The following is a 16,502-nucleotide window of genomic DNA, read 5'->3' as shown; positions in this document are numbered from 1 at the left end:
CAGTATGATGAAGGCTGCATCGGCATTCGAACCTGGGAAAAGGACATCGCATGGATTGGACTTCTGGCTACGTTTCGGACATTGAATACACCTCGGGCTTTTACCGCGAACAAAGCCCCGCCTGGCTCAACTTTGTATGCCTGCTGAACGGCATCGAGCCGGTCGATTTGCAGCAGCCATTCACCTATTTTGAACTGGGCTTCGGCCGCGGCCTGACCGCCCAGCTGGTGGCCGCCAGCCATCCCAACGGCCAGTTCTACGCCGCCGACTTCAACCCGGCCCACGTGGCCGGCGCCAGCGCGCTGGCAAAACAGGCGCAGCTGACCAACCTGACGCTGCTGGAAAACAGCTTCGAAGAACTGGCCCACGGCCAGGCCAAGGCCGAACTGCCGCAGTTCGACTTCATCACGCTGCATGGCATCTACAGCTGGGTGACGGCGGAGAACCGCCAGCACATCGTCGACTTCATCGGCCGCTACCTGAAGCCGGGCGGCGTGGTCTACCTCAGTTACAACGCCATGCCGGGCTGGGCGCCGGCCTTGCCCTTGCAGCGGCTGCTGGTGGAATATGCCGACGCCTTCCCCAACCGCAGCGATGTGCAGATCAAGGGCGCGACCGAATTCATGGGCCAACTGGAGGCGGTCAAGGCCGGCTATCTGACCGTCAATCCCGGCCTCAAGGTACGGTTGGACAGCCTGAAAACCGCCAGCCCGCACTATCTGGTGCACGAGTATCTGCACAAGCACTGGCAGCCGCTGTTCCACGCCGACGTCGCACGCGACCTGGCGGCCGCCAAGATGACGTTTGCCGGCCCGGCCGACCTGGCCTACGCCTATCCGCTGGTGTTTCTCAACAACGAGCAGCGGCAACTGATCGAGCGCCTGCCGCATCCGGAAATGCGCGAAACGCTGAAGGACTATCTGCTTAACACCAGCTTCCGCAAGGACGTCTTTGTGCGCGGCGCCCAGCACATCGGCGCGCGCCGGCAAAGCGAACTGCTGGAGCAGGTCGGGCTGGCGCTGACTGTCCCGCGCGCGGCCCTATCGGCCAAGATGAAATTGACGCTCGGCGAAGTGAATGGCCACGATGAGCTGTACAGCGTGGTATTCGACACGCTGGCGCAACGCCCGCACACGCTGGCCGAGCTCCAGCAACTGCCGGCGCTGGCGGGGCAGAATCTGCACGCGCTGGTGCAGGTGGCGGCCTTGCTGGCGGCCTCCGGCCAGGCGGCGTTTTACTTCCCCGCACCGGACGGCGCCGACCACACCGCCGCCGCGCGGCTGAACGCCACGCTGGCGGCGCAGACCCGCTATGGCGACGAACACCAGGCGCTGTGCGCGCCGCTGCTGAGCAATGGCATCGCGGCCAATTTCCTGGAGCGGCTGTTCCTGGCGGCGATCCATCAGCAGGCCGAGCTGACGCCGGAAGGCCTGGCGCGCGTGGCCTGGCAGATCATGGGGCCAAGCGGGCGGCGTTTGCAAAGAGACGGTGTTGCACTGCAATCGGCGGAGGAAAATCTGGCGCTGCTGGAGATCCACGCCAAGGGCTTCCTCACGATCGGCCTGCCGTTGTGGCGCACGCTGCAAGTGCTATGAAGCGGGGCCGCGGCACTGCTTTACTCGCCCTGTGCGTAGCCTTTGTAGCGTTGCCTGTCCGTGCCGGCGAGCCGACCGCACCGCTGAAAATCAGCGGCGGCGCCATCGCCGGCAGCCGCGCCGATGGGCTGCAAACCTATCTTGGCATACCCTACGCGGCGCCACCGGTCGGTGCGCTGCGCTGGCGCGCGCCGCAGCCGGTCGCACCGTGGCAGGGCGTGAAGGACGCCAGCCACTACGCGGCGGCCTGCGCACAAACCGCCGAATGGATCACCAATCCCAAGAGCGAAGACTGCCTGTATCTGAACGTCTGGGCGCCGGCAAAGATGGCCAGGGCGGCCAGGCTGCCGGTCATCGTCTGGATACATGGCGGCGGTTATTACGGCGGCACGGCGGCGCAGCCGCTCTACAACGGCAGCCGTCTGGCGAGGCATGGCGCGGTCGTGGTGACGGTGAACTATCGGCTTGGCATCTTCGGCTTCTTCGCCCATCCGGAACTGAGCGCGGAATCGCCGGACCACGCTTCCGGCAACCAGGGCATCCTCGACCAGATCGCCGCGCTGCGCTGGGTCAAGGCCAACATCGCCCGCTTCGGTGGCGACCCGCAACGCGTGACCATCGTCGGCGAATCGGCCGGCGGCGAATCGGTCGCGCTGCTGGTGGCCTCGCCGCTGGCCAAAGGCCTGTTCCAGCGCGCCATCGCCGAAAGCGGCAACGATGCGCTGCCGCTGGATGCCAGTGAAAGCCAGCGCTTCACCCGCAAGGCCGCCGAGGCCGAAGGCGCCGCCGTCGGCAAGCTGGCAGACCTGCGCGCGCAAGACACCGCCGCCTTGCAGAAGCAGGCCTGGATGCCGCGCACCTTCGTCGACGGCCACCTGCTGCGCGAAGACCTGACCACCCTGTACCGCAATCACCGCCAGAACGACGTGCCGCTGCTGGTCGGCTGGAACGCGGAAGAGGGCAAGGACCTGGCGCCGGAAATCCTCGGCACCGGCGACTTCACCGCCGCCAATCACAACGGGCTGGTGGCCAAGCTGCTTGGCCGCACGCCATCCCCCGCCGTGCTGGCGGCCTATCCCGGCGCCACCGATGTGCAGGCCAAGGCCTCGCTCAACCAGCTGACCAACGACTGGTGGGGCTGGCGCATGGCGCATTGGGCGGGATTGCAAGCGCAGCATGGACGCGCGCCTGCCTACGTCTACTTCTTTGCGCATCGCCCCGCGCCGCCGGCCAGTCCTTGCGGCTACGGTTGCGGCGCCGGCCATGGCGCCGAGATCCAGTACGTGTTCGATAACCTCGCCCTGGACCAGCGCGCGTGGAGTCCGGCCGACCGCCAACTGGCCGAGCGCATGGCGGCCACCTGGGTCAATTTTGCCCGCAGCGGTAATCCGAACGGCAGCGGCCTGCCGCAGTGGCCAGCCTACGACGGCACCAACGCCACTGTGCTACGCATCGGCGACGAGAACGATGCGCTGCCGGACTTCTCGCTATTCCGTTGACGGTCGCGCGCCACGCGTCCACGCGAAGGCATACAGTGCCAGGGTCAGCGACACCATGCCGACGCCCAGCAATTCCAGCCCGTCCTCGGCCGCTTGGCAGCTGGCGCAGACCTTGGACATCAACAGCTGCACGCCGCTGACGGTGCACAGCACGATAATCGGCCAGCCGATGCGGCGGCGGAATTGCTGCATCGCCTGCTGGCCCGCAGTGACCGAGATGCGCGCGGTGGCGTAACCATCCAGCGCATCGGTGAACGCCATCCCCAGCACAAACGCGCCGGCCACCTGCAATGCGCTCCAGCTGCTGCCGCCCAGCCGGGTGGCGGCGTAACCCCAGGCCAGCGACTGCAAGATACTCTCCACGCCCAGCGCAAACAGCATGCCGATGCCGAATGCGGTCAGCGGCCGCACCGCCGTCAGTGGCGCCAGCAAGCGCGCGCCGATGGAGTTGACGCTGCGCGCCTGCATGGGCCGCAGCAGGGTGCGCGCATTCAGCGCCGCCAGGGCCAATAATAAAATCCCCGGCAGCCATTCCAGCCAGTCCATCGCGTGCAGAAAACTGGAATCCGGTTGCAGCCAGGCCGACGCCATATCGGCCAGCGCCACAATCAGCAGCACGGTCAGACCGTGGCCCAGCGCGAACAGACCGCCCATCCACGGCGCGCTGGCCGGCTGCGCGCGCATGGTCAAGCCGTCGATGGCGGCCAGGTGATCGGGCGCCAGGCCATGGCGCAAACCAAGCAGCAAGGCCAGTTCGATTGTCGGAAGTGCTTCGTTCATATACAATCCTTAATGCAAGTTAGTTGCGTTAATTATAGAGCTGATCCGGTCCTGGTGCTTGGATGCCATGACAACGGTAGGGGCATTCGGGTAGAATTCGGCTTCATACGTGAATGGTGCCCTGCATGCTTGTCAGCTGCGGGGTGAAACGGGAAGCCGGTGACGCGCGCGATTTACATCGCGCGCCAGTCCGGCGCAGCCCCCGCTGCTGTAAGCCTGACGACGTTGACCGAACGCCACTGCGCATTGCGCGGGAAGGCAAGGACAGCGAAGGATGAAGGCCAGCCAGAAGACCGGCCAGTCACGATTAATGCGCAAGGCCCGGGGTGTGGCTTTGCCTGTTAGATGTTCGTCGCTCTCCGTATGCATCACTGTCATCGCACGCTTTGCCGCGTGTGTGTTTGTGCGCGCCTGCGTCTGCGCGACGGATTCCGCCAACCATTCATCATAGAGATGTTGTCATGACCGATTCCAAGCACTCCCGTAGCATTGCCGTTATTGTTTCCCTGCTGTGCGCCTCCGGCGCTTTTGCCCAACAGGCCGACGATATGCAGACCGTCACCGTGCAGGGCACGTCCACCAATCCCGGACTGGGGCTGACCCGCCAGAGCGGCACCGCCAGCCGCCTCAATCTGACGGCGCAGGAACTGCCGGCCAGCGTGGACATCCTCAGCGCCGACACCATGCAGGCGCGCGGCGACTTGCTGGTGAAAGATGCGGTCACTCGCAGCACCGGTCTGACCGACATCAGCTCACCCGGCAACGGCGTGGCCTATTCGGCGCGCGGCTTCACCGGCAACGGCTCGATCGCCTTGCTGGAAAACGGCCAGCGCCCACAAGTCGGTTCCGGTACCGCCACCTATCCGGCCGACCCATGGGGCTATGACTACATCGAAGTGCTGCGCGGTCCGGGCTCGGTGGTGTATGGCAGCGGCACTACCGGCGCCACCATCAACGCGGTGCGCAAGGCGCCGAGCCGTACCAGTTCGTTTGAAGCGATGGCCGGCATCGGCGGCGGCGAAGCGGTACGCGCTGGCGTCGGCGGCACCGGCGCGCTGGGCGAACATGGCGCCTTCCGCATCGACGCGTATGCGGACCACAGCGACGGCTTTATCGACCGTGGCGACTCGCGTCACGGCAAGGTGCTGACCAGCGTGCATTACGCGCTGACGCCCGATCTGGACCTGGATATGCAGCTCGACCATCTGGAACAAAAGCCGCAACGCTACTTCGGCACGCCGCTGGTGAATGGCGGCCTGTCGCGCGCGCTGCGAAACCAGAACTACGATGTCAGCGACGCCGATATCCACTTTGTCGACGACAAGGCCCTGGCGCGTCTGAACTGGCGCTATTCGCCGGCGCTCATCATCAGCAACGAGCTGGCGTACATGAAGGCGCGCCGCAACTGGCGCAACGCCGAGTATTACCACTACGACGCCACCGCCAATGTGGTCGAGCGCAGCGACTACATCGCCATCCATCACGATCAGGAGCAGACCGGCAACCGCCTGGAAGCGCGCTGGAACGACGGCGCCAATCGCGTGGCGGCCGGCTGGGAAGCGGCTGTGATCAACTTCCTGCACACGAATAACTCGCCGTATGGCGGTTCGTCCACCGTGGCGCCGACCGGCTTCGATCCCGGCGTATTCGATAGCCCGGACCCGATGCTGCCGAACTTCTCGACCCACACCGTCACCAACGCCTTCTATGTGGAAGACGCTTACAGCATCAACGACAGCCTGCTGTTGCTGGCCGGCCTGCGCCACGACCGTTACAAGGTCGATCGTGTCAGCCTGCTCGGCGCGGCGGGTTTCAGTTCGACGCTGCAATCAAACGCTGCGCGCCTCGGCCTGACGTGGAAGCTGGCGGCTGACACCTCGCTGTATGGCCAGGTGAGCACCGGCAGTGATCCGGTTACCAGCCTGCTGTCGCTGAATCTGGCCAATAGCCGCTACAAGCTGACTTCCGCGCGCCAGGTGGAGGCGGGCGTCAAGCAGTCGCTGGCTGGCGGCAAGGCCGAATGGACGGCGGCGCTGTACCACATCAGCAAGGACGACATCATCACGCGCGATCCATCCAACCCGGCGCTGTCGGTGCAGGGCGGTTCGCAAACCTCGCGCGGCGCGGAAGTGACGGCCAGCGTGGCGCTGGCGCAGGCTTGGCGCCTGGAAGCGAATGCGGCTTACACCGATGCGCAGTTCGACCAGTTGATTGAAAGCGGCAACCAGTCGCGCGCCGGCAATCGTCCGTCCGATGTGCCGAAGGTGTCGGCTAACTTGTGGCTTAACTATCGCGACACCGGATGGCGCGCATCGGCCGGCGCGCGGTATGTCGGCGAACGTTTCATTGACAACGCCAACAGCCAGACGATACCTGCCTACACGACGTTCGATGCGTCGCTGGGCTGGAACTACAGCCGCAATGTGCTGGTGCAGCTTAACTTGCGCAACCTGACCGACAAGCTGTATGCCAGCACGTCGTACAGCGACAGCCAGTATCTGCTGGGAGATCGTCGCCATGCCGAGTTGACCGTGCAGTGGCGCTACTGATCGTGGGTTCCTGGAAGCGTCAGCTGCACCTTTGGCATCGCTGGCTGGGCATCGTGCTTGGCTTGCTGGTGCTGCTGTGGTTCGGTTCCGGCATCGTCATGATGTATGTGCCGTATCCGTCGCTGACGGAGCAGGAGCGCATGGCGTGGCTGGCGACTATCGACGCGCGCCAGGTGCGGTTGAACGCGTGGGATGCGTGGCAGGCCGCCCCGCATCCCAATCGCGCCGATCCCGCCGCGCTGCCGGTTGAAGTGCGCATGACCACTGTCGCTGGCCGCCCGGCCTACCACTTCAAGGCCGACGGCTATTGGCTGTCCGTCTGGGCCGACACTGGCCAGCCGGTGCAGGTAACGCCGGAACTGGCGATGGCCAGCGCCCGCAGCGCCGCAGCAGGCGCGCAAGCACTGTCGGCGGAGCTGATGGACATCGACCAATGGAGTTTCGGCCGCCTGCAAAATCACCGCCCGCTGTACCGCGTGCAAGCCGACGACGCGGCGGGCAGCCTGCTGTACATCTCCAGCCGCACCGGCGAACTGGTACGCGACACTACCCGTAGCGAGCGTGCCTGGAACTGGGCCGGATCGGTGATCCACTGGATCTACTTCACGCCCTTGCGCACGCACGGCCAGCCTTGGCGACAGGTGGTGATGTGGACCTCTGGTGCGGCCCTGCTGCTGGTGATGCTCGGCATGGTGCTGGGTATCCAGCGCCTGCGCCTACGCCGCCGTTACGCCGGCGGCCGACGCTCGCCATATCGCGGCTGGCAAGCGTGGCACCACTGGCTGGGACTAAGCGTGGGCACGTTGATGATGACATGGCTGTTCAGCGGCTGGCTGTCGGTGACGCCGTTCGACTGGCTGTCATCGCCGGGCATCACGGCGCAAGACCGGCTGGCATTCGCCGGCGGCCCCCTGAACCGCGACGATTTGTTGATTGCAGTAGCAGACATCGTGCAGAAGCATCCCGGCTTACTGGAACTGGAATGGCGGCGCATCGACGGTCAGCTATATCTGAGCGCGATGGATCGCACGCACCGCCAAGTGCTGGATGCACACACCGGCGCACCAGCCGGCCCGCTGCCAGAAGCAGGCCTGCTGCACGCCATCCAGGCCATGCGTCCCGACGCGCAACTGAAAGCGGTGCAAACGCTGACCAGCGAAGACAGCTACCACTACAGCCATCACAACACCGCCGTGCTGCCCGTACTGCGCGCGCAATTCGCGCTGGCCGACGACACCACGTTCTACATCGACCCCGCCCAAGGCCAACTGGTTGGCTACGCCGACCGCAACAGCCAATGGAACCGCTGGCTGTTCAACGGCCTGCACCAACTGGACTTTGCCGCCGTCATCCGCGCGCGGCCGTTGTGGGACGTGCTGGTCATCGTACTCTGTCTGCTGGGTGGGACGGCCACGCTGGCCGGCGTGGTGCTCGGTTGGAGGCGCCTGAGAAAACGCTAGATTAATTCGGCCCTCAGATGATTAATGCAATATAATTGCATTAAATATTGACGCCGAATACCTGATCTGGCATGCCACTACATCTTGCAAAACCTAGCACCAACCTGGTCCGCCTGCCGGCGGTCCGGGTAGTGCTTTGGCTGTTGATGTTGCTGCTGTCGTGGCAACTGGTCGCCAGCACGCGGCACCACCACGACCTCGCGCAGCAGGCCGACGATTGCGCCAGCTGCGTCATCGTCAGCGATCTGCCGTCCGACTTGCCGCAGTTGGCCGTGGCGTTGCAGCCGGCGACTGCGGGTCACTATATCTACCATCTCACCAGCACTGCCGCCGACGCACCGCAAGCGCCGCGCCGCTTCCTGATTCCCTACGCCCAAGCGCCGCCCGCAATACCTCTCTTCGCCTGATACCGCGCCCATGGCGGGCCTTCGCTCGCCTGCACATCTGAGAGAGGATTACCGTGCTAGAGATTTCTCAACTGACCTACGCCTATGACGGCGGGGCCGCACTTGAGGTGGACCAGTTCCGCCTGTCGCCGGGACAACACGCGATCTTGCTGGGCCATTCCGGCTCCGGCAAATCCACCTTGCTGAATCTGATCGCCGGCATCTTGCGCATGCAGTCGGGCACATTGAAGGTGGCAGGCACCGACCTGTCCACACTGAGCCCGCGCGAGACCGATGCCTGGCGCGGCGCCACCATCGGCTTTGTGCCGCAGCAACTGGCGCTGATTCCGAGCATGACGGCGCGCGAAAACATCCTGCTATCCGCCTATGCCAGCGGCGCCAAGCCACACATCGAGCGCGCCGATGCATTACTCAGCATTCTCGGCATCGCCGCCCACGTCCACCGCAAGCCGGCGGAACTGAGCCAGGGCCAGCGGCAGCGGGTGGCGCTGGCCAGGGCCGCCTACAGCAGTCCGCGCCTGCTGCTGGCCGATGAACCGACCGCCAACCTCGATGATCACGCCTGCTCAATAGCGATCTCCTTGCTGACCACACTGGCGCTGACCGAACGCTCGTCGCTGATCATCGCCACTCACGACGCGCGCGTGGTCGCGGCCCTGCCGGCTGCACAGGTGTTGCGCCTCGAAGCGCTGATGGCGGCCGCATGAACCAGATCAACGCCGTCACACTGGCGCTCAAGGCCTTGCGCCACAAGCCGCTGTCTACCATGCTCAATCTGCTGCTGATGGCGATCGGCATCGGCATGATGACCTTTGTGCTGTCGGCCGCCAGCCAGCTGGAGGACACCGCCACCCGCGACGCCGACGGCATCGATCTGGTGGTCGGCGCCAAAGGCTCGCCACTGCAGCTGATCATGTCGTCGATCTTCCATATCGATATCCCGACCGGGAATATTCCGCTCAGCGCGCAAGCCGAGTTGCAGGCCAATCCCATGGTGCTGCAAGTGATCCCGCTGGCACTGGGCGACAGTTTCCAGGGCTTTCGCATCGTCGGCACCAGCCATGACTACATCGACCATTACGGCGGCCAACTGGCGCAAGGGCAGTTGTACGCGCAGCCGATGGAAGCCGTGTTCGGCGCGCAGGCGGCCAGCGCTGCCGGCGCCGTGGTCGGCGCGTCGTTCGCCGGTTCGCACGGTCTGGCCATGGGCGGCGAGGAACACAAGCATGCGCCGTACAAGGTGGTCGGCATCCTCAAGCCGACCGGCACGGTGCTGGACCGGCTGGTGCTGACATCGGTGGCGTCGGTGTGGCGCGTGCATGAAACCGATCCGGACGAAGCGCCGGCTGTGCACAACGACGCCGACCGCGAATTGACCGCGCTGCTGGTGAGCTACGCGTCGCCGCTGGCCGTGGTCAGCCTGCCGCGCTGGGTCAATCAGCAGGCGCGCTTGCAGGCGGCGCAGCCGGCGCTGGAGGCGGCCAAGCTGTTCCGCATCGTCGGCGCTGGGGCCGAGGTGCTGCGCGCGATTGCTGCCGGCGTATTGCTGGTGGCGGCGCTGTCGATGTTTGTCGCGCTGTACAACGCGCTGGAGGAACGCCGCACCGACCTGGCGATCCTGCGCACGCTGGGTGCGCCGCCGGGCAAGCTATTCCGGCAGATGCTGGCGCAGGGGCTGCTGCTGGCGATGGGCGGCGCGGCGCTCGGCTGGGTGCTGGGTCACGTCGGCATCGCCATCCTGAGCCGCATGCTGGCGGCCGACCAGAATCTGTCGCTGGCGCCGTGGACCATCGATCCCTCCGAAGTATGGCTGTTGCTGGTGACCTTGGCCGTGGGCCTGTTGGCCTCGGTGATTCCGGCGGTGCGCGCCTACCGCACCGATATTGCGCAAACCCTTGCGCGCTGATTTTGAAAGGACACACCATGCGTATCGTTGCATTCCTGACCGCAGCCAGCCTGTATGCGGGCAGCGCGTTGGCCGCCGTGCCGGCCATGCATCCACCATCGATGTCGCCGCCGTTGGCGGACATTCCCGGCGTCACGCCGTGGAGCGCGTTGTCCAAGGTAACGTCGGTGAAAGCCAAGGGCGGCCGCCTGCTGCCCAAGTATCCCGACGCCGTGCTGGCGCTCGATAGCACCCAGTCCGGCTGCAAGGCTTCATGATGCCCCTGGAGCCGGGTGAAAAGCAAAAGCACTTCCTGCTGACGATCACCACGCCAAGCTGCGCCTACTGCCTGCCGGCCGGTCCGGAAGGCGTGGTGGAGATCAAGGCGGCGGCGCCGGTCAAGTTCACCTATCAGCCGATCGTCATCACCGGCACCATGAATGTGCTGAAGGACGATCCGATGGGGCTGTACTACCGGCTGGACGCCGCCAATGTAGTGACGCCGTAGCGTTGAACAGGAGCTTTTGATGGGTATCACAAGCATGCTGGTACTGCTGGCCATGGGCACCGCCGATCTGGAGGTGAATTTCAGCATCCGCGAGCGGCAACAGACCGCGGCGCCGCGTTGTGCTTCGCTGCGCAAGACCGCCGCACCGCGCCAGCCGGCTGACCAGTACGGTAAAGGAATCTGCCTGCTGTATGGCTTGCATGGCAAGGCGAATGAGCAGGCCGGTCAGGCGTGGCTGCAACGCGCGGCCGGTGCAAATTACGCCGACGCGTCGCTGGCCTTGGCCGACTACTTGCAAACCCAATCGCCGGATGCGCAGCGCGAGGCGTTGCAGTGGTACAAAGTAGCGGAAGTGGCGGGCGACGCCCGCGCACCGGTGCGCTACCAGCATCTGCAAGCCCGGCTGGAACCCGAGCCGCCACAACTGCCGGACGGCGCCATCCTCGATCCAACGCCGCAGGAAATGAGGACGCTATACGGCGCCGGCTACCACTGTCATCGCATGGCGATGGGCCATCGCTGGTGTCACGACGTCACCGATGGCTTGTGAGGTGCGCTGCTGAAGCGCGTGACGCCGGCCGCTAATCCGCACCGTGCGGCAAACCGGAAACCTGCGCGCGCCGTGCCGATAGCGCCAGAAAGGCCGCTGCAAGCAGCAACAGGCCGAGCGAACCGAGCAGGTTGGCGTGGTAGCCATAGCGCGCATACAGCAGGCCGGCCAGTGCCGAACCGAAGGCGATGCCGGCAAACACAAACGACGCCGTCACCGCCAGTGCTACGCCGCGCAGCTCGGCCGACAATTCGACGATGCGTCGCTGCTGCGACGGCCAGACGATGTCGGTGGCGAAGGCCCACAACAGCAGCACGCCGAACAACAGGGCCAGCGTCGGCGGCGCCAGCAACAGCAGCACCAGGTCCAGCGCCAGCAGGCCCATGCCGGCCAACAGCATGGCGTCGGCGCTGTAGCGGCGGGCCGCCCGCACCACGAACAGATTGCCCAGCACACCGGCCACGCCCAGCACCGCCATGCCGGCCGAGACCGTATGAGCGCTGCCGTGGAACACATCGCGGATGATCGGCGCGATAAACGCATAGGTGGTATAGGCGCCGGCGGCGATGAAGAACACCACCAGGTAGGCCGGCAACAGCACCGGATCGGTCAGCACCCGCATCAGCGTGGTCAGCGAAATCGCCTGGCCGCCGGCCTGTGCCGGCACCGCCACGCGGATCAGCACGGCGGTCAGCAGACCGGCGACGGCGACCGCCACGAACAGCGGCCGCGCGCCCCAGGCTTGCGCCATCCAGGCCGACAGCGGCATGCCCACCAGCCCGGCCATGCTCAGGCCCAGCAGCAGCATGGCGATCGCGCTGCCCTGTTGTTTGGGTTCGACCAGACCGGCCGCCAACGCGCCCAGCACCGGGCCGATCAGCGCCGCCCCCAGCCCCATCACCACCCGCGCCGCCAGCAGCGCGCGGTAGTCCGGTGCCAGCGCGAAAGCCAGCGCCGCGCTGCTGAACACCGCCAGCCCGATCAGCACCTGGCGGCGCCGCGGCAGATGGCCGAACGCCACCTGCAACAGCGGCGCCGCCAGCGCGAAGGTGACGCCGAACACGGTGATCAGCAGCGCGGTCTGAGCGTCGCTGAGTCCCCATTCGGCGGCAATCGCCGCCAGGCTGCCGACCACCGACAGCGCGCCGGTGGCCTGCACGAAGTAAGCCAGGCTCAGCGAGCGCAGTGCCAGTGTGGCAGGGCGGGCAATGGCGTCCATGGCTTAGTGGCCCACCGGGATCGGGTTGTCCTTCATCTCCTGGTTGAAGCCCTGCACAAAGCCGTGCTCGCCGGAGCCGGGGTTGTCGCGCAGCGCCTGGATGCCGTCGATATAGACTTCATCGCGGCCTTGCGCCAGACCCTGCATGGTATCGGCCACGAACGCCGGCAGCGGCATGGCGCGCGGGTCGCCGCCTTTATAGATCAGGTCGGTATCGACCCATGGCGGGGCGATTTCCACCACGCGCACGCCGCTACCCTGCAAGGCGAAGCGTTGCGACAGCGCGTATGAGTGAATCGCCGCCTTGGTGGCCGAATACACGGCGGTGCTGGCCAGCGGCACGAAGGCCAGTACCGACGAATTGTGGATCACCACTGCGTCCTGCTGCTGTTTCAGGTGCGGCAGCAGCGCCGACGTCATGCGTACCGGCCCCAGCAGGTTGGTGGTGATGGTGGCGACGGCGGTGTCGTCGTCGATGGCGCCGGCGGCGTCGTCAAACGGCATGATGCCGGCGTTGTTGAACAGCACGTTCAGTTTCGGGAAGTCCTTGACCAGCTGTGCCGCCACGGTTTTGATCTGCTGCGGATTCTGGATGTCCAGCTCGACGCTGTGCATGCCGGGATTGGCCTTGGTGACCTCGTCCAGCAGTGCCTTGCGGCGGCCGCTGATGATGACCTGGTTGCCCAGTTTGTGGAATGCTTCGGCGATGCCGCGACCGATGCCAGAGCCGCCGCCGGTGATGAAGATCGTATTGCCGCTGGTTTTCATGATATTGCCTTTCAAGTGAGTTGATGAGAGCCATTCTGCGCCGTCATTCAACGTCTGCTGGGACATTAAACACGCAATTCAGGCCATCTTCAAATTGCGCGAAATGCTGGAAAAAGGCATAAAATACGTTTTTCGATAAAAAAAGGACGCGACCATGAGCAAGCGCATCGGCCTGGTGATCTTTCCCCAATTTCAGGCGTTGGACATGGCGGCGCTGACGGTCTTCGAGTTCGCCAACACCTTGCTGCCGCAGCCGCTGTATGAACTGTCCACCTTGTCGCTGGCAGGCGGGCCGGTGAAAAGCTCCAGCGGCGTGGCGCTGGACAGCCTGCCGCTTGGCTGGGGCGGCTACGACACGCTGCTGGTCGCCGGCGCCATCGGCACGCCGGGGCCGCAGCCGGAACTGGAAGCGGCATTGATGGCCAGCGCCGGCGTCACGCGCCGCATCGCCAGCATCTGCACCGGCGCCTTCGTCCTCGCACGCACCGGCCTGATGGACGGCAAGCGGGTCACCACCCACTGGGCGTTCGGCCGCAAGCTGCAAGAGCTGCATCCGGCGCTGACGGTCGACGAAGACAAGATCTTCGTCCGCGAAGGATCGATCTGGTCGTCGGCCGGCGTCACCGCTTGCATTGACATGGCGCTGGCCATGGTGGAAGAAGACCTGGGCGTTGAGATTTCCCGCAAGGTGGCGCGGGCGATGGTGGTATATCACCGGCGCAGCGGCGGCCAGTCGCAATTTTCCGCGCTGGCCGAGATCGAGCCGAGTTCGGACCGCGTCAAGGAAGCGCTGCTGTACGCGCGCGACAACCTGCACCGCGACTTGAGCGTGGAAGACCTGGCTTCGCAGGTGCACTGGAGTCCGCGCCACTTCAGCCGCGTATTCCAGTCGCAGACCGGTATGGCGCCGGCCAAGGCGATCGAGAAGCTGCGGGTGGAAGCGGCGCAGGCGCTGATCGACCAGGGCCATTCGTCAATCGGCCGCATCGCCGACATGACCGGCTTTGGCGACGAGGAACGCCTGCGCCGCGCCTTCCTGCGCGCCTTCGGCCAGCCGCCGAAAGTATTCGTGCAGCAGGCGCGCTCACGCAACGATCATATCTACCTGTCGTAAGCCGGGCCGCCCGCCGATGCATCAGAACGAGTGGCGTATGCCCAGGTCGAAAGCGGCGTTGCCGCTGCCGGGATCACCGTTGCTGCCGACCGTGTAGCCGGCGCCGTTCTTGTTGTTGATTTTGGCGTAGGCGACATAGGTGCTGGTGCGTTTGGTCCAGGCGTAGGAATAGCCGATGCCGAACTGGCTGGCGTCCTGGTCCCATTGCTTGTCGTTCTTGTGCAGGTAGGAGGTCATGATGGTGCCGCGCGCGCCGATCGGCACGGTGGCGCCGATCAGCAGATCTGTACTGTCGGTGCTGGCCTTGGGCGCGGTGCCGTAGGCGTTGGCTGACGGCAGCACGGCGCTGTTGTAGCCCTTGTCCTGGCTGTAGGAAAAGAACGCTTTCAGCACATGGAAGTTGTAGTTCGCCACGAACAGCAGGTTGTGTCCCAGGTCATGCGATACCAGCGGCGCATCCGGTGTCACGCTATCGCTGTTGCGGCTGTTGTAGACCAGCCGCGTATTCAGGTTGCCGTTGCTATAGGCCAGCGCTGCGGCGTACTGGCGTCCGGCGGACTGGCTGCCGGCCTGTTCGCCCATGCTGTAGGTGACTTCGCCTGACAAGCCTTCATAGGACGGTGTCGCATACGCCACGGTATTGCTGGTGCGCGTGTTGGGGCCGACCAGTGGGAACAGGTTTTTGGAGGTGCCGGCGTAGCCCAGGCCAAACGGATCGCCGACTTCACCCAGGGCCTTGTACAGCGGATTCTTCTGCCGGCCAAACGTTAGCATGCCCAGCGACCGGCTGTTCAGGCCCACCAGTGCCTGGCGGTTGCCGAAGGCGTTGGCGACGTCCGATTCGCCGGTATCGACTTTAAAGCCGGATTCCAGAATGAACAGTGCTTGCAGACCGCCGCCCAGATCTTCGACGCCACGAAATCCCAGGCGCGAGACGGAGCCGACCCCGCTGGTGACTTTGCTGACATTGCCGGCCGCGCCGCCGCGTTCGGCCACCAGGCCGGCATCCACAATGCCGTAGATGGTGACATTTGACTGCGCGCTGGCGTTGAAGACGACGCCGCACAGGACGGCCGTAGCCAACCAGGTTTTATTCATGGTATTGCCTTTTGGGAGGTGTCACGGCGCGAATGCGCCGCAGGACTGATCAGGCTCCGGGAGATCGGGGGGCGATGACACCCGGAGCCGCAGGGCGGTGATTAACCGCGGTAGAGCGGGTTGGAAGCGACGTAGACGCGGACGTTGCCGAACTGGACGCCGGCTGGACTGATCTTGCTCAGGTCGAAGGAGGTCGTGCCTGGGAAGGTGCTGAAGTTCCACGTAAAGCTCTGGCCGCCAACGCTGAACTGCACGGTCTCACCGTTTTCGACATTGACCCACTTGGTGTCGCCATTGATGACGATGGTGCGGGCCGCTGCGTTGGCCGGCGCCAGCGTGCCGTAGTCGGCGGCGGTGCCGCTCGGACCGGCAGCCTGGGCGCTGGCCATCATGGCGGTGGAAGTCAGGCCAATCAGGGCCAGGGCGATTACGTTGCTCTTAAAGTTAGACATGCTATTACTCCGATTTGCTCATTTTTTGGTTTATGTTTGTATCGGCATGGTGTGTCGATGTTGAACGACATCGACAGAGTGATTTGCGATGTCGTCTGAGTGAAATTATAGACAGGCAATTTATGGATAGTATGACTTATTGATCAACATGGAAGTCGAAAAATTCATGATTGGTGAAGAGCTAGTTCATTCAATGCGACTGCTTGAATCTATTTAAATAATAAAATAATGAAATTAACCGTAAAATATTGAGATAACTTCATAATGTTGGATTTTACGTTTGCAACGCCATCTGAGCTCTGCAAGGAAATCGCAAAGCGTATCAAAGCGCAGCGCATGCGCCTGGAACTATCTCAGCCTGAGCTTGCGCAGCGCGCGGGCGTTGCATTGGGCACCGTGTCTGGTTTTGAAAAGACCGGCAAAGCCACACTCGAAACCTTGTTTCGCCTCGTCGTTGCCTTGGATCTGACCAAAGAACTCGAACCGCTCTTTTTGCAAAAGCCGACTTCAATTAAAGAACTCGAACAGGCCAGCAAGCCAGTCCGCCAACGTGTGAGTCGAAAAAGAATGCCGTGAAAAAGCTCAACATCAATTTTTGCGGGTGGGGGCAAAACTGGC

At 64.3% G+C, this 16,502-nt stretch carries 17 protein-coding genes and 1 riboswitch; of the genes, 12 read left to right on the top strand and 5 right to left on the bottom strand.

What is annotated here, in order from left to right:
- Positions 1-50 precede the first annotated feature (50 nt).
- Positions 51-1,595 (top strand): class I SAM-dependent methyltransferase, encoded by a 1,545-nt coding sequence (locus GTP69_RS31570; protein ID WP_161054126.1) that lies wholly within the window; start codon positions 51-53, stop codon positions 1,593-1,595.
- The gene (locus GTP69_RS06580) at positions 1,592-3,094 is read left to right on the top strand and encodes a carboxylesterase/lipase family protein (protein ID WP_161054125.1); all 1,503 of its coding nucleotides are present in this window, start codon (positions 1,592-1,594) and stop codon (positions 3,092-3,094) included. The genes GTP69_RS31570 and GTP69_RS06580 overlap by 4 nt, the downstream gene beginning before the upstream one ends.
- On the opposite strand, the gene GTP69_RS06575 is transcribed toward GTP69_RS06580, so the two are convergent.
- A complete protein-coding gene (locus GTP69_RS06575; protein WP_161054124.1) occupies positions 3,083-3,874 on the bottom strand; it encodes a HoxN/HupN/NixA family nickel/cobalt transporter in 792 nt (263 codons plus the stop codon). The two genes, GTP69_RS06580 and GTP69_RS06575, sit on opposite strands and share 12 nt — an antisense overlap.
- Positions 3,875-3,971: 97 nt before the next feature.
- Positions 3,972-4,190: riboswitch (cobalamin riboswitch) on the top strand.
- A gap of 145 nt (positions 4,191-4,335) precedes the next feature.
- Here GTP69_RS06575 and GTP69_RS06570 point away from each other — a divergent pair.
- The 8 genes from GTP69_RS06570 (at position 4,336) to GTP69_RS06535 (ending at position 11,233) form a co-directional block, all read left to right on the top strand.
- Positions 4,336-6,423 (top strand): TonB-dependent receptor, encoded by a 2,088-nt coding sequence (locus GTP69_RS06570; protein ID WP_161054123.1) that lies wholly within the window; start codon positions 4,336-4,338, stop codon positions 6,421-6,423.
- Positions 6,411-7,883: a PepSY domain-containing protein gene (locus GTP69_RS06565; RefSeq protein WP_161054122.1), complete on the top strand. Its 1,473-nt coding sequence runs from the start codon at positions 6,411-6,413 to the stop codon at positions 7,881-7,883. Before GTP69_RS06570 ends, GTP69_RS06565 begins: the two co-directional genes overlap by 13 nt.
- Before the next feature lie 71 nt (positions 7,884-7,954).
- Positions 7,955-8,290 (top strand): hypothetical protein, encoded by a 336-nt coding sequence (locus tag GTP69_RS06560; protein WP_161054121.1) that lies wholly within the window; start codon positions 7,955-7,957, stop codon positions 8,288-8,290.
- Between the two features lie 53 nt (positions 8,291-8,343).
- Positions 8,344-8,997 carry an ABC transporter ATP-binding protein gene (locus GTP69_RS06555; protein WP_161054120.1) on the top strand — a complete coding sequence of 218 codons (654 nt, stop codon included), beginning with the start codon at positions 8,344-8,346 and terminating at the stop codon, positions 8,995-8,997.
- Positions 8,994-10,196 (top strand): ABC transporter permease, encoded by a 1,203-nt coding sequence (locus GTP69_RS06550; RefSeq protein ID WP_161054119.1) that lies wholly within the window; start codon positions 8,994-8,996, stop codon positions 10,194-10,196. Before GTP69_RS06555 ends, GTP69_RS06550 begins: the two co-directional genes overlap by 4 nt.
- Positions 10,197-10,213: 17 nt before the next feature.
- A complete protein-coding gene (locus GTP69_RS06545; RefSeq protein WP_161054118.1) occupies positions 10,214-10,453 on the top strand; it encodes a hypothetical protein in 240 nt (79 codons plus the stop codon).
- Positions 10,450-10,683, top strand: coding sequence for a hypothetical protein (locus GTP69_RS06540; protein WP_161054117.1), 234 nt, complete (start codon positions 10,450-10,452; stop codon positions 10,681-10,683). Before GTP69_RS06545 ends, GTP69_RS06540 begins: the two co-directional genes overlap by 4 nt.
- Positions 10,684-10,702: 19 nt before the next feature.
- Positions 10,703-11,233 carry an SEL1-like repeat protein gene (locus GTP69_RS06535; protein WP_161054116.1) on the top strand — a complete coding sequence of 177 codons (531 nt, stop codon included), beginning with the start codon at positions 10,703-10,705 and terminating at the stop codon, positions 11,231-11,233.
- 31 nt (positions 11,234-11,264) lie between these two features.
- Here the strand turns inward: GTP69_RS06535 and GTP69_RS06530 are convergent, their stop codons facing one another.
- Together GTP69_RS06530 and GTP69_RS06525 are read right to left on the bottom strand one after the other, a co-directional pair.
- Positions 11,265-12,452, bottom strand: a complete 1,188-nt coding sequence (locus tag GTP69_RS06530; protein WP_161054115.1) for an MFS transporter — start codon at positions 12,450-12,452, stop codon at positions 11,265-11,267.
- A gap of 3 nt (positions 12,453-12,455) precedes the next feature.
- Complete coding sequence (locus GTP69_RS06525; RefSeq protein WP_161054114.1) at positions 12,456-13,220, bottom strand: SDR family oxidoreductase; 765 nt, start codon at positions 13,218-13,220, stop codon at positions 12,456-12,458.
- Positions 13,221-13,374: 154 nt separating this feature from the next.
- Between GTP69_RS06525 and GTP69_RS06520 the strand changes: the two genes are divergently transcribed.
- On the top strand, positions 13,375-14,334 hold the full coding sequence (locus GTP69_RS06520; RefSeq protein ID WP_161054113.1) for a GlxA family transcriptional regulator: 960 nt from the start codon (positions 13,375-13,377) through the stop codon (positions 14,332-14,334).
- A gap of 21 nt (positions 14,335-14,355) precedes the next feature.
- On the opposite strand, the gene GTP69_RS06515 is transcribed toward GTP69_RS06520, so the two are convergent.
- Positions 14,356-15,432 carry a porin gene (locus GTP69_RS06515; protein ID WP_161054112.1) on the bottom strand — a complete coding sequence of 359 codons (1,077 nt, stop codon included), beginning with the start codon at positions 15,430-15,432 and terminating at the stop codon, positions 14,356-14,358.
- A gap of 101 nt (positions 15,433-15,533) precedes the next feature.
- Positions 15,534-15,884, bottom strand: coding sequence for a CzcE family metal-binding protein (locus GTP69_RS06510; RefSeq protein ID WP_161054111.1), 351 nt, complete (start codon positions 15,882-15,884; stop codon positions 15,534-15,536).
- 264 nt (positions 15,885-16,148) lie between these two features.
- On the opposite strand from GTP69_RS06510, the gene GTP69_RS06505 reads away from it, so the two are divergent.
- A complete protein-coding gene (locus GTP69_RS06505) occupies positions 16,149-16,460 on the top strand; it encodes a helix-turn-helix domain-containing protein (RefSeq protein ID WP_161054110.1) in 312 nt (103 codons plus the stop codon).
- Positions 16,461-16,502: the final 42 nt, after the last annotated feature.

Origin of the sequence: Duganella levis (genome assembly GCF_009857605.1) — a bacterium.
GTDB classification, from domain to species: Bacteria; Pseudomonadota; Gammaproteobacteria; order Burkholderiales; family Burkholderiaceae_D; genus Rugamonas; species Rugamonas levis.
The sequence above is the reverse complement of the archived record's forward strand: the minus strand, read 5'-3'. Positions and strand labels throughout refer to the sequence as shown.

Excerpts from the sequence above, each read along its gene's own strand:
- GTP69_RS31570 (WP_161054126.1), top strand. The coding sequence starts at position 51 with ATGGATTGGACTTCTGGCTACGTTTCGGACATTGAATACACCTCGGGC.
- GTP69_RS06580 (WP_161054125.1), top strand. The coding sequence starts at position 1,592 with ATGAAGCGGGGCCGCGGCACTGCTTTACTCGCCCTGTGCGTAGCCTTT.
- GTP69_RS06575 (WP_161054124.1), bottom strand. The coding sequence starts at position 3,874 with ATGAACGAAGCACTTCCGACAATCGAACTGGCCTTGCTGCTTGGTTTG.
- GTP69_RS06570 (WP_161054123.1), top strand. The coding sequence starts at position 4,336 with ATGACCGATTCCAAGCACTCCCGTAGCATTGCCGTTATTGTTTCCCTG.
- GTP69_RS06560 (WP_161054121.1), top strand. The coding sequence starts at position 7,955 with ATGCCACTACATCTTGCAAAACCTAGCACCAACCTGGTCCGCCTGCCG.
- GTP69_RS06550 (WP_161054119.1), top strand. The coding sequence starts at position 8,994 with ATGAACCAGATCAACGCCGTCACACTGGCGCTCAAGGCCTTGCGCCAC.
- GTP69_RS06545 (WP_161054118.1), top strand. The coding sequence starts at position 10,214 with ATGCGTATCGTTGCATTCCTGACCGCAGCCAGCCTGTATGCGGGCAGC.
- GTP69_RS06540 (WP_161054117.1), top strand. The coding sequence starts at position 10,450 with ATGATGCCCCTGGAGCCGGGTGAAAAGCAAAAGCACTTCCTGCTGACG.
- GTP69_RS06535 (WP_161054116.1), top strand. The coding sequence starts at position 10,703 with ATGGGTATCACAAGCATGCTGGTACTGCTGGCCATGGGCACCGCCGAT.
- GTP69_RS06530 (WP_161054115.1), bottom strand. The coding sequence starts at position 12,452 with ATGGACGCCATTGCCCGCCCTGCCACACTGGCACTGCGCTCGCTGAGC.
- GTP69_RS06525 (WP_161054114.1), bottom strand. The coding sequence starts at position 13,220 with ATGAAAACCAGCGGCAATACGATCTTCATCACCGGCGGCGGCTCTGGC.
- GTP69_RS06520 (WP_161054113.1), top strand. The coding sequence starts at position 13,375 with ATGAGCAAGCGCATCGGCCTGGTGATCTTTCCCCAATTTCAGGCGTTG.
- GTP69_RS06515 (WP_161054112.1), bottom strand. The coding sequence starts at position 15,432 with ATGAATAAAACCTGGTTGGCTACGGCCGTCCTGTGCGGCGTCGTCTTC.
- GTP69_RS06510 (WP_161054111.1), bottom strand. The coding sequence starts at position 15,884 with ATGTCTAACTTTAAGAGCAACGTAATCGCCCTGGCCCTGATTGGCCTG.
- GTP69_RS06505 (WP_161054110.1), top strand. The coding sequence starts at position 16,149 with ATGTTGGATTTTACGTTTGCAACGCCATCTGAGCTCTGCAAGGAAATC.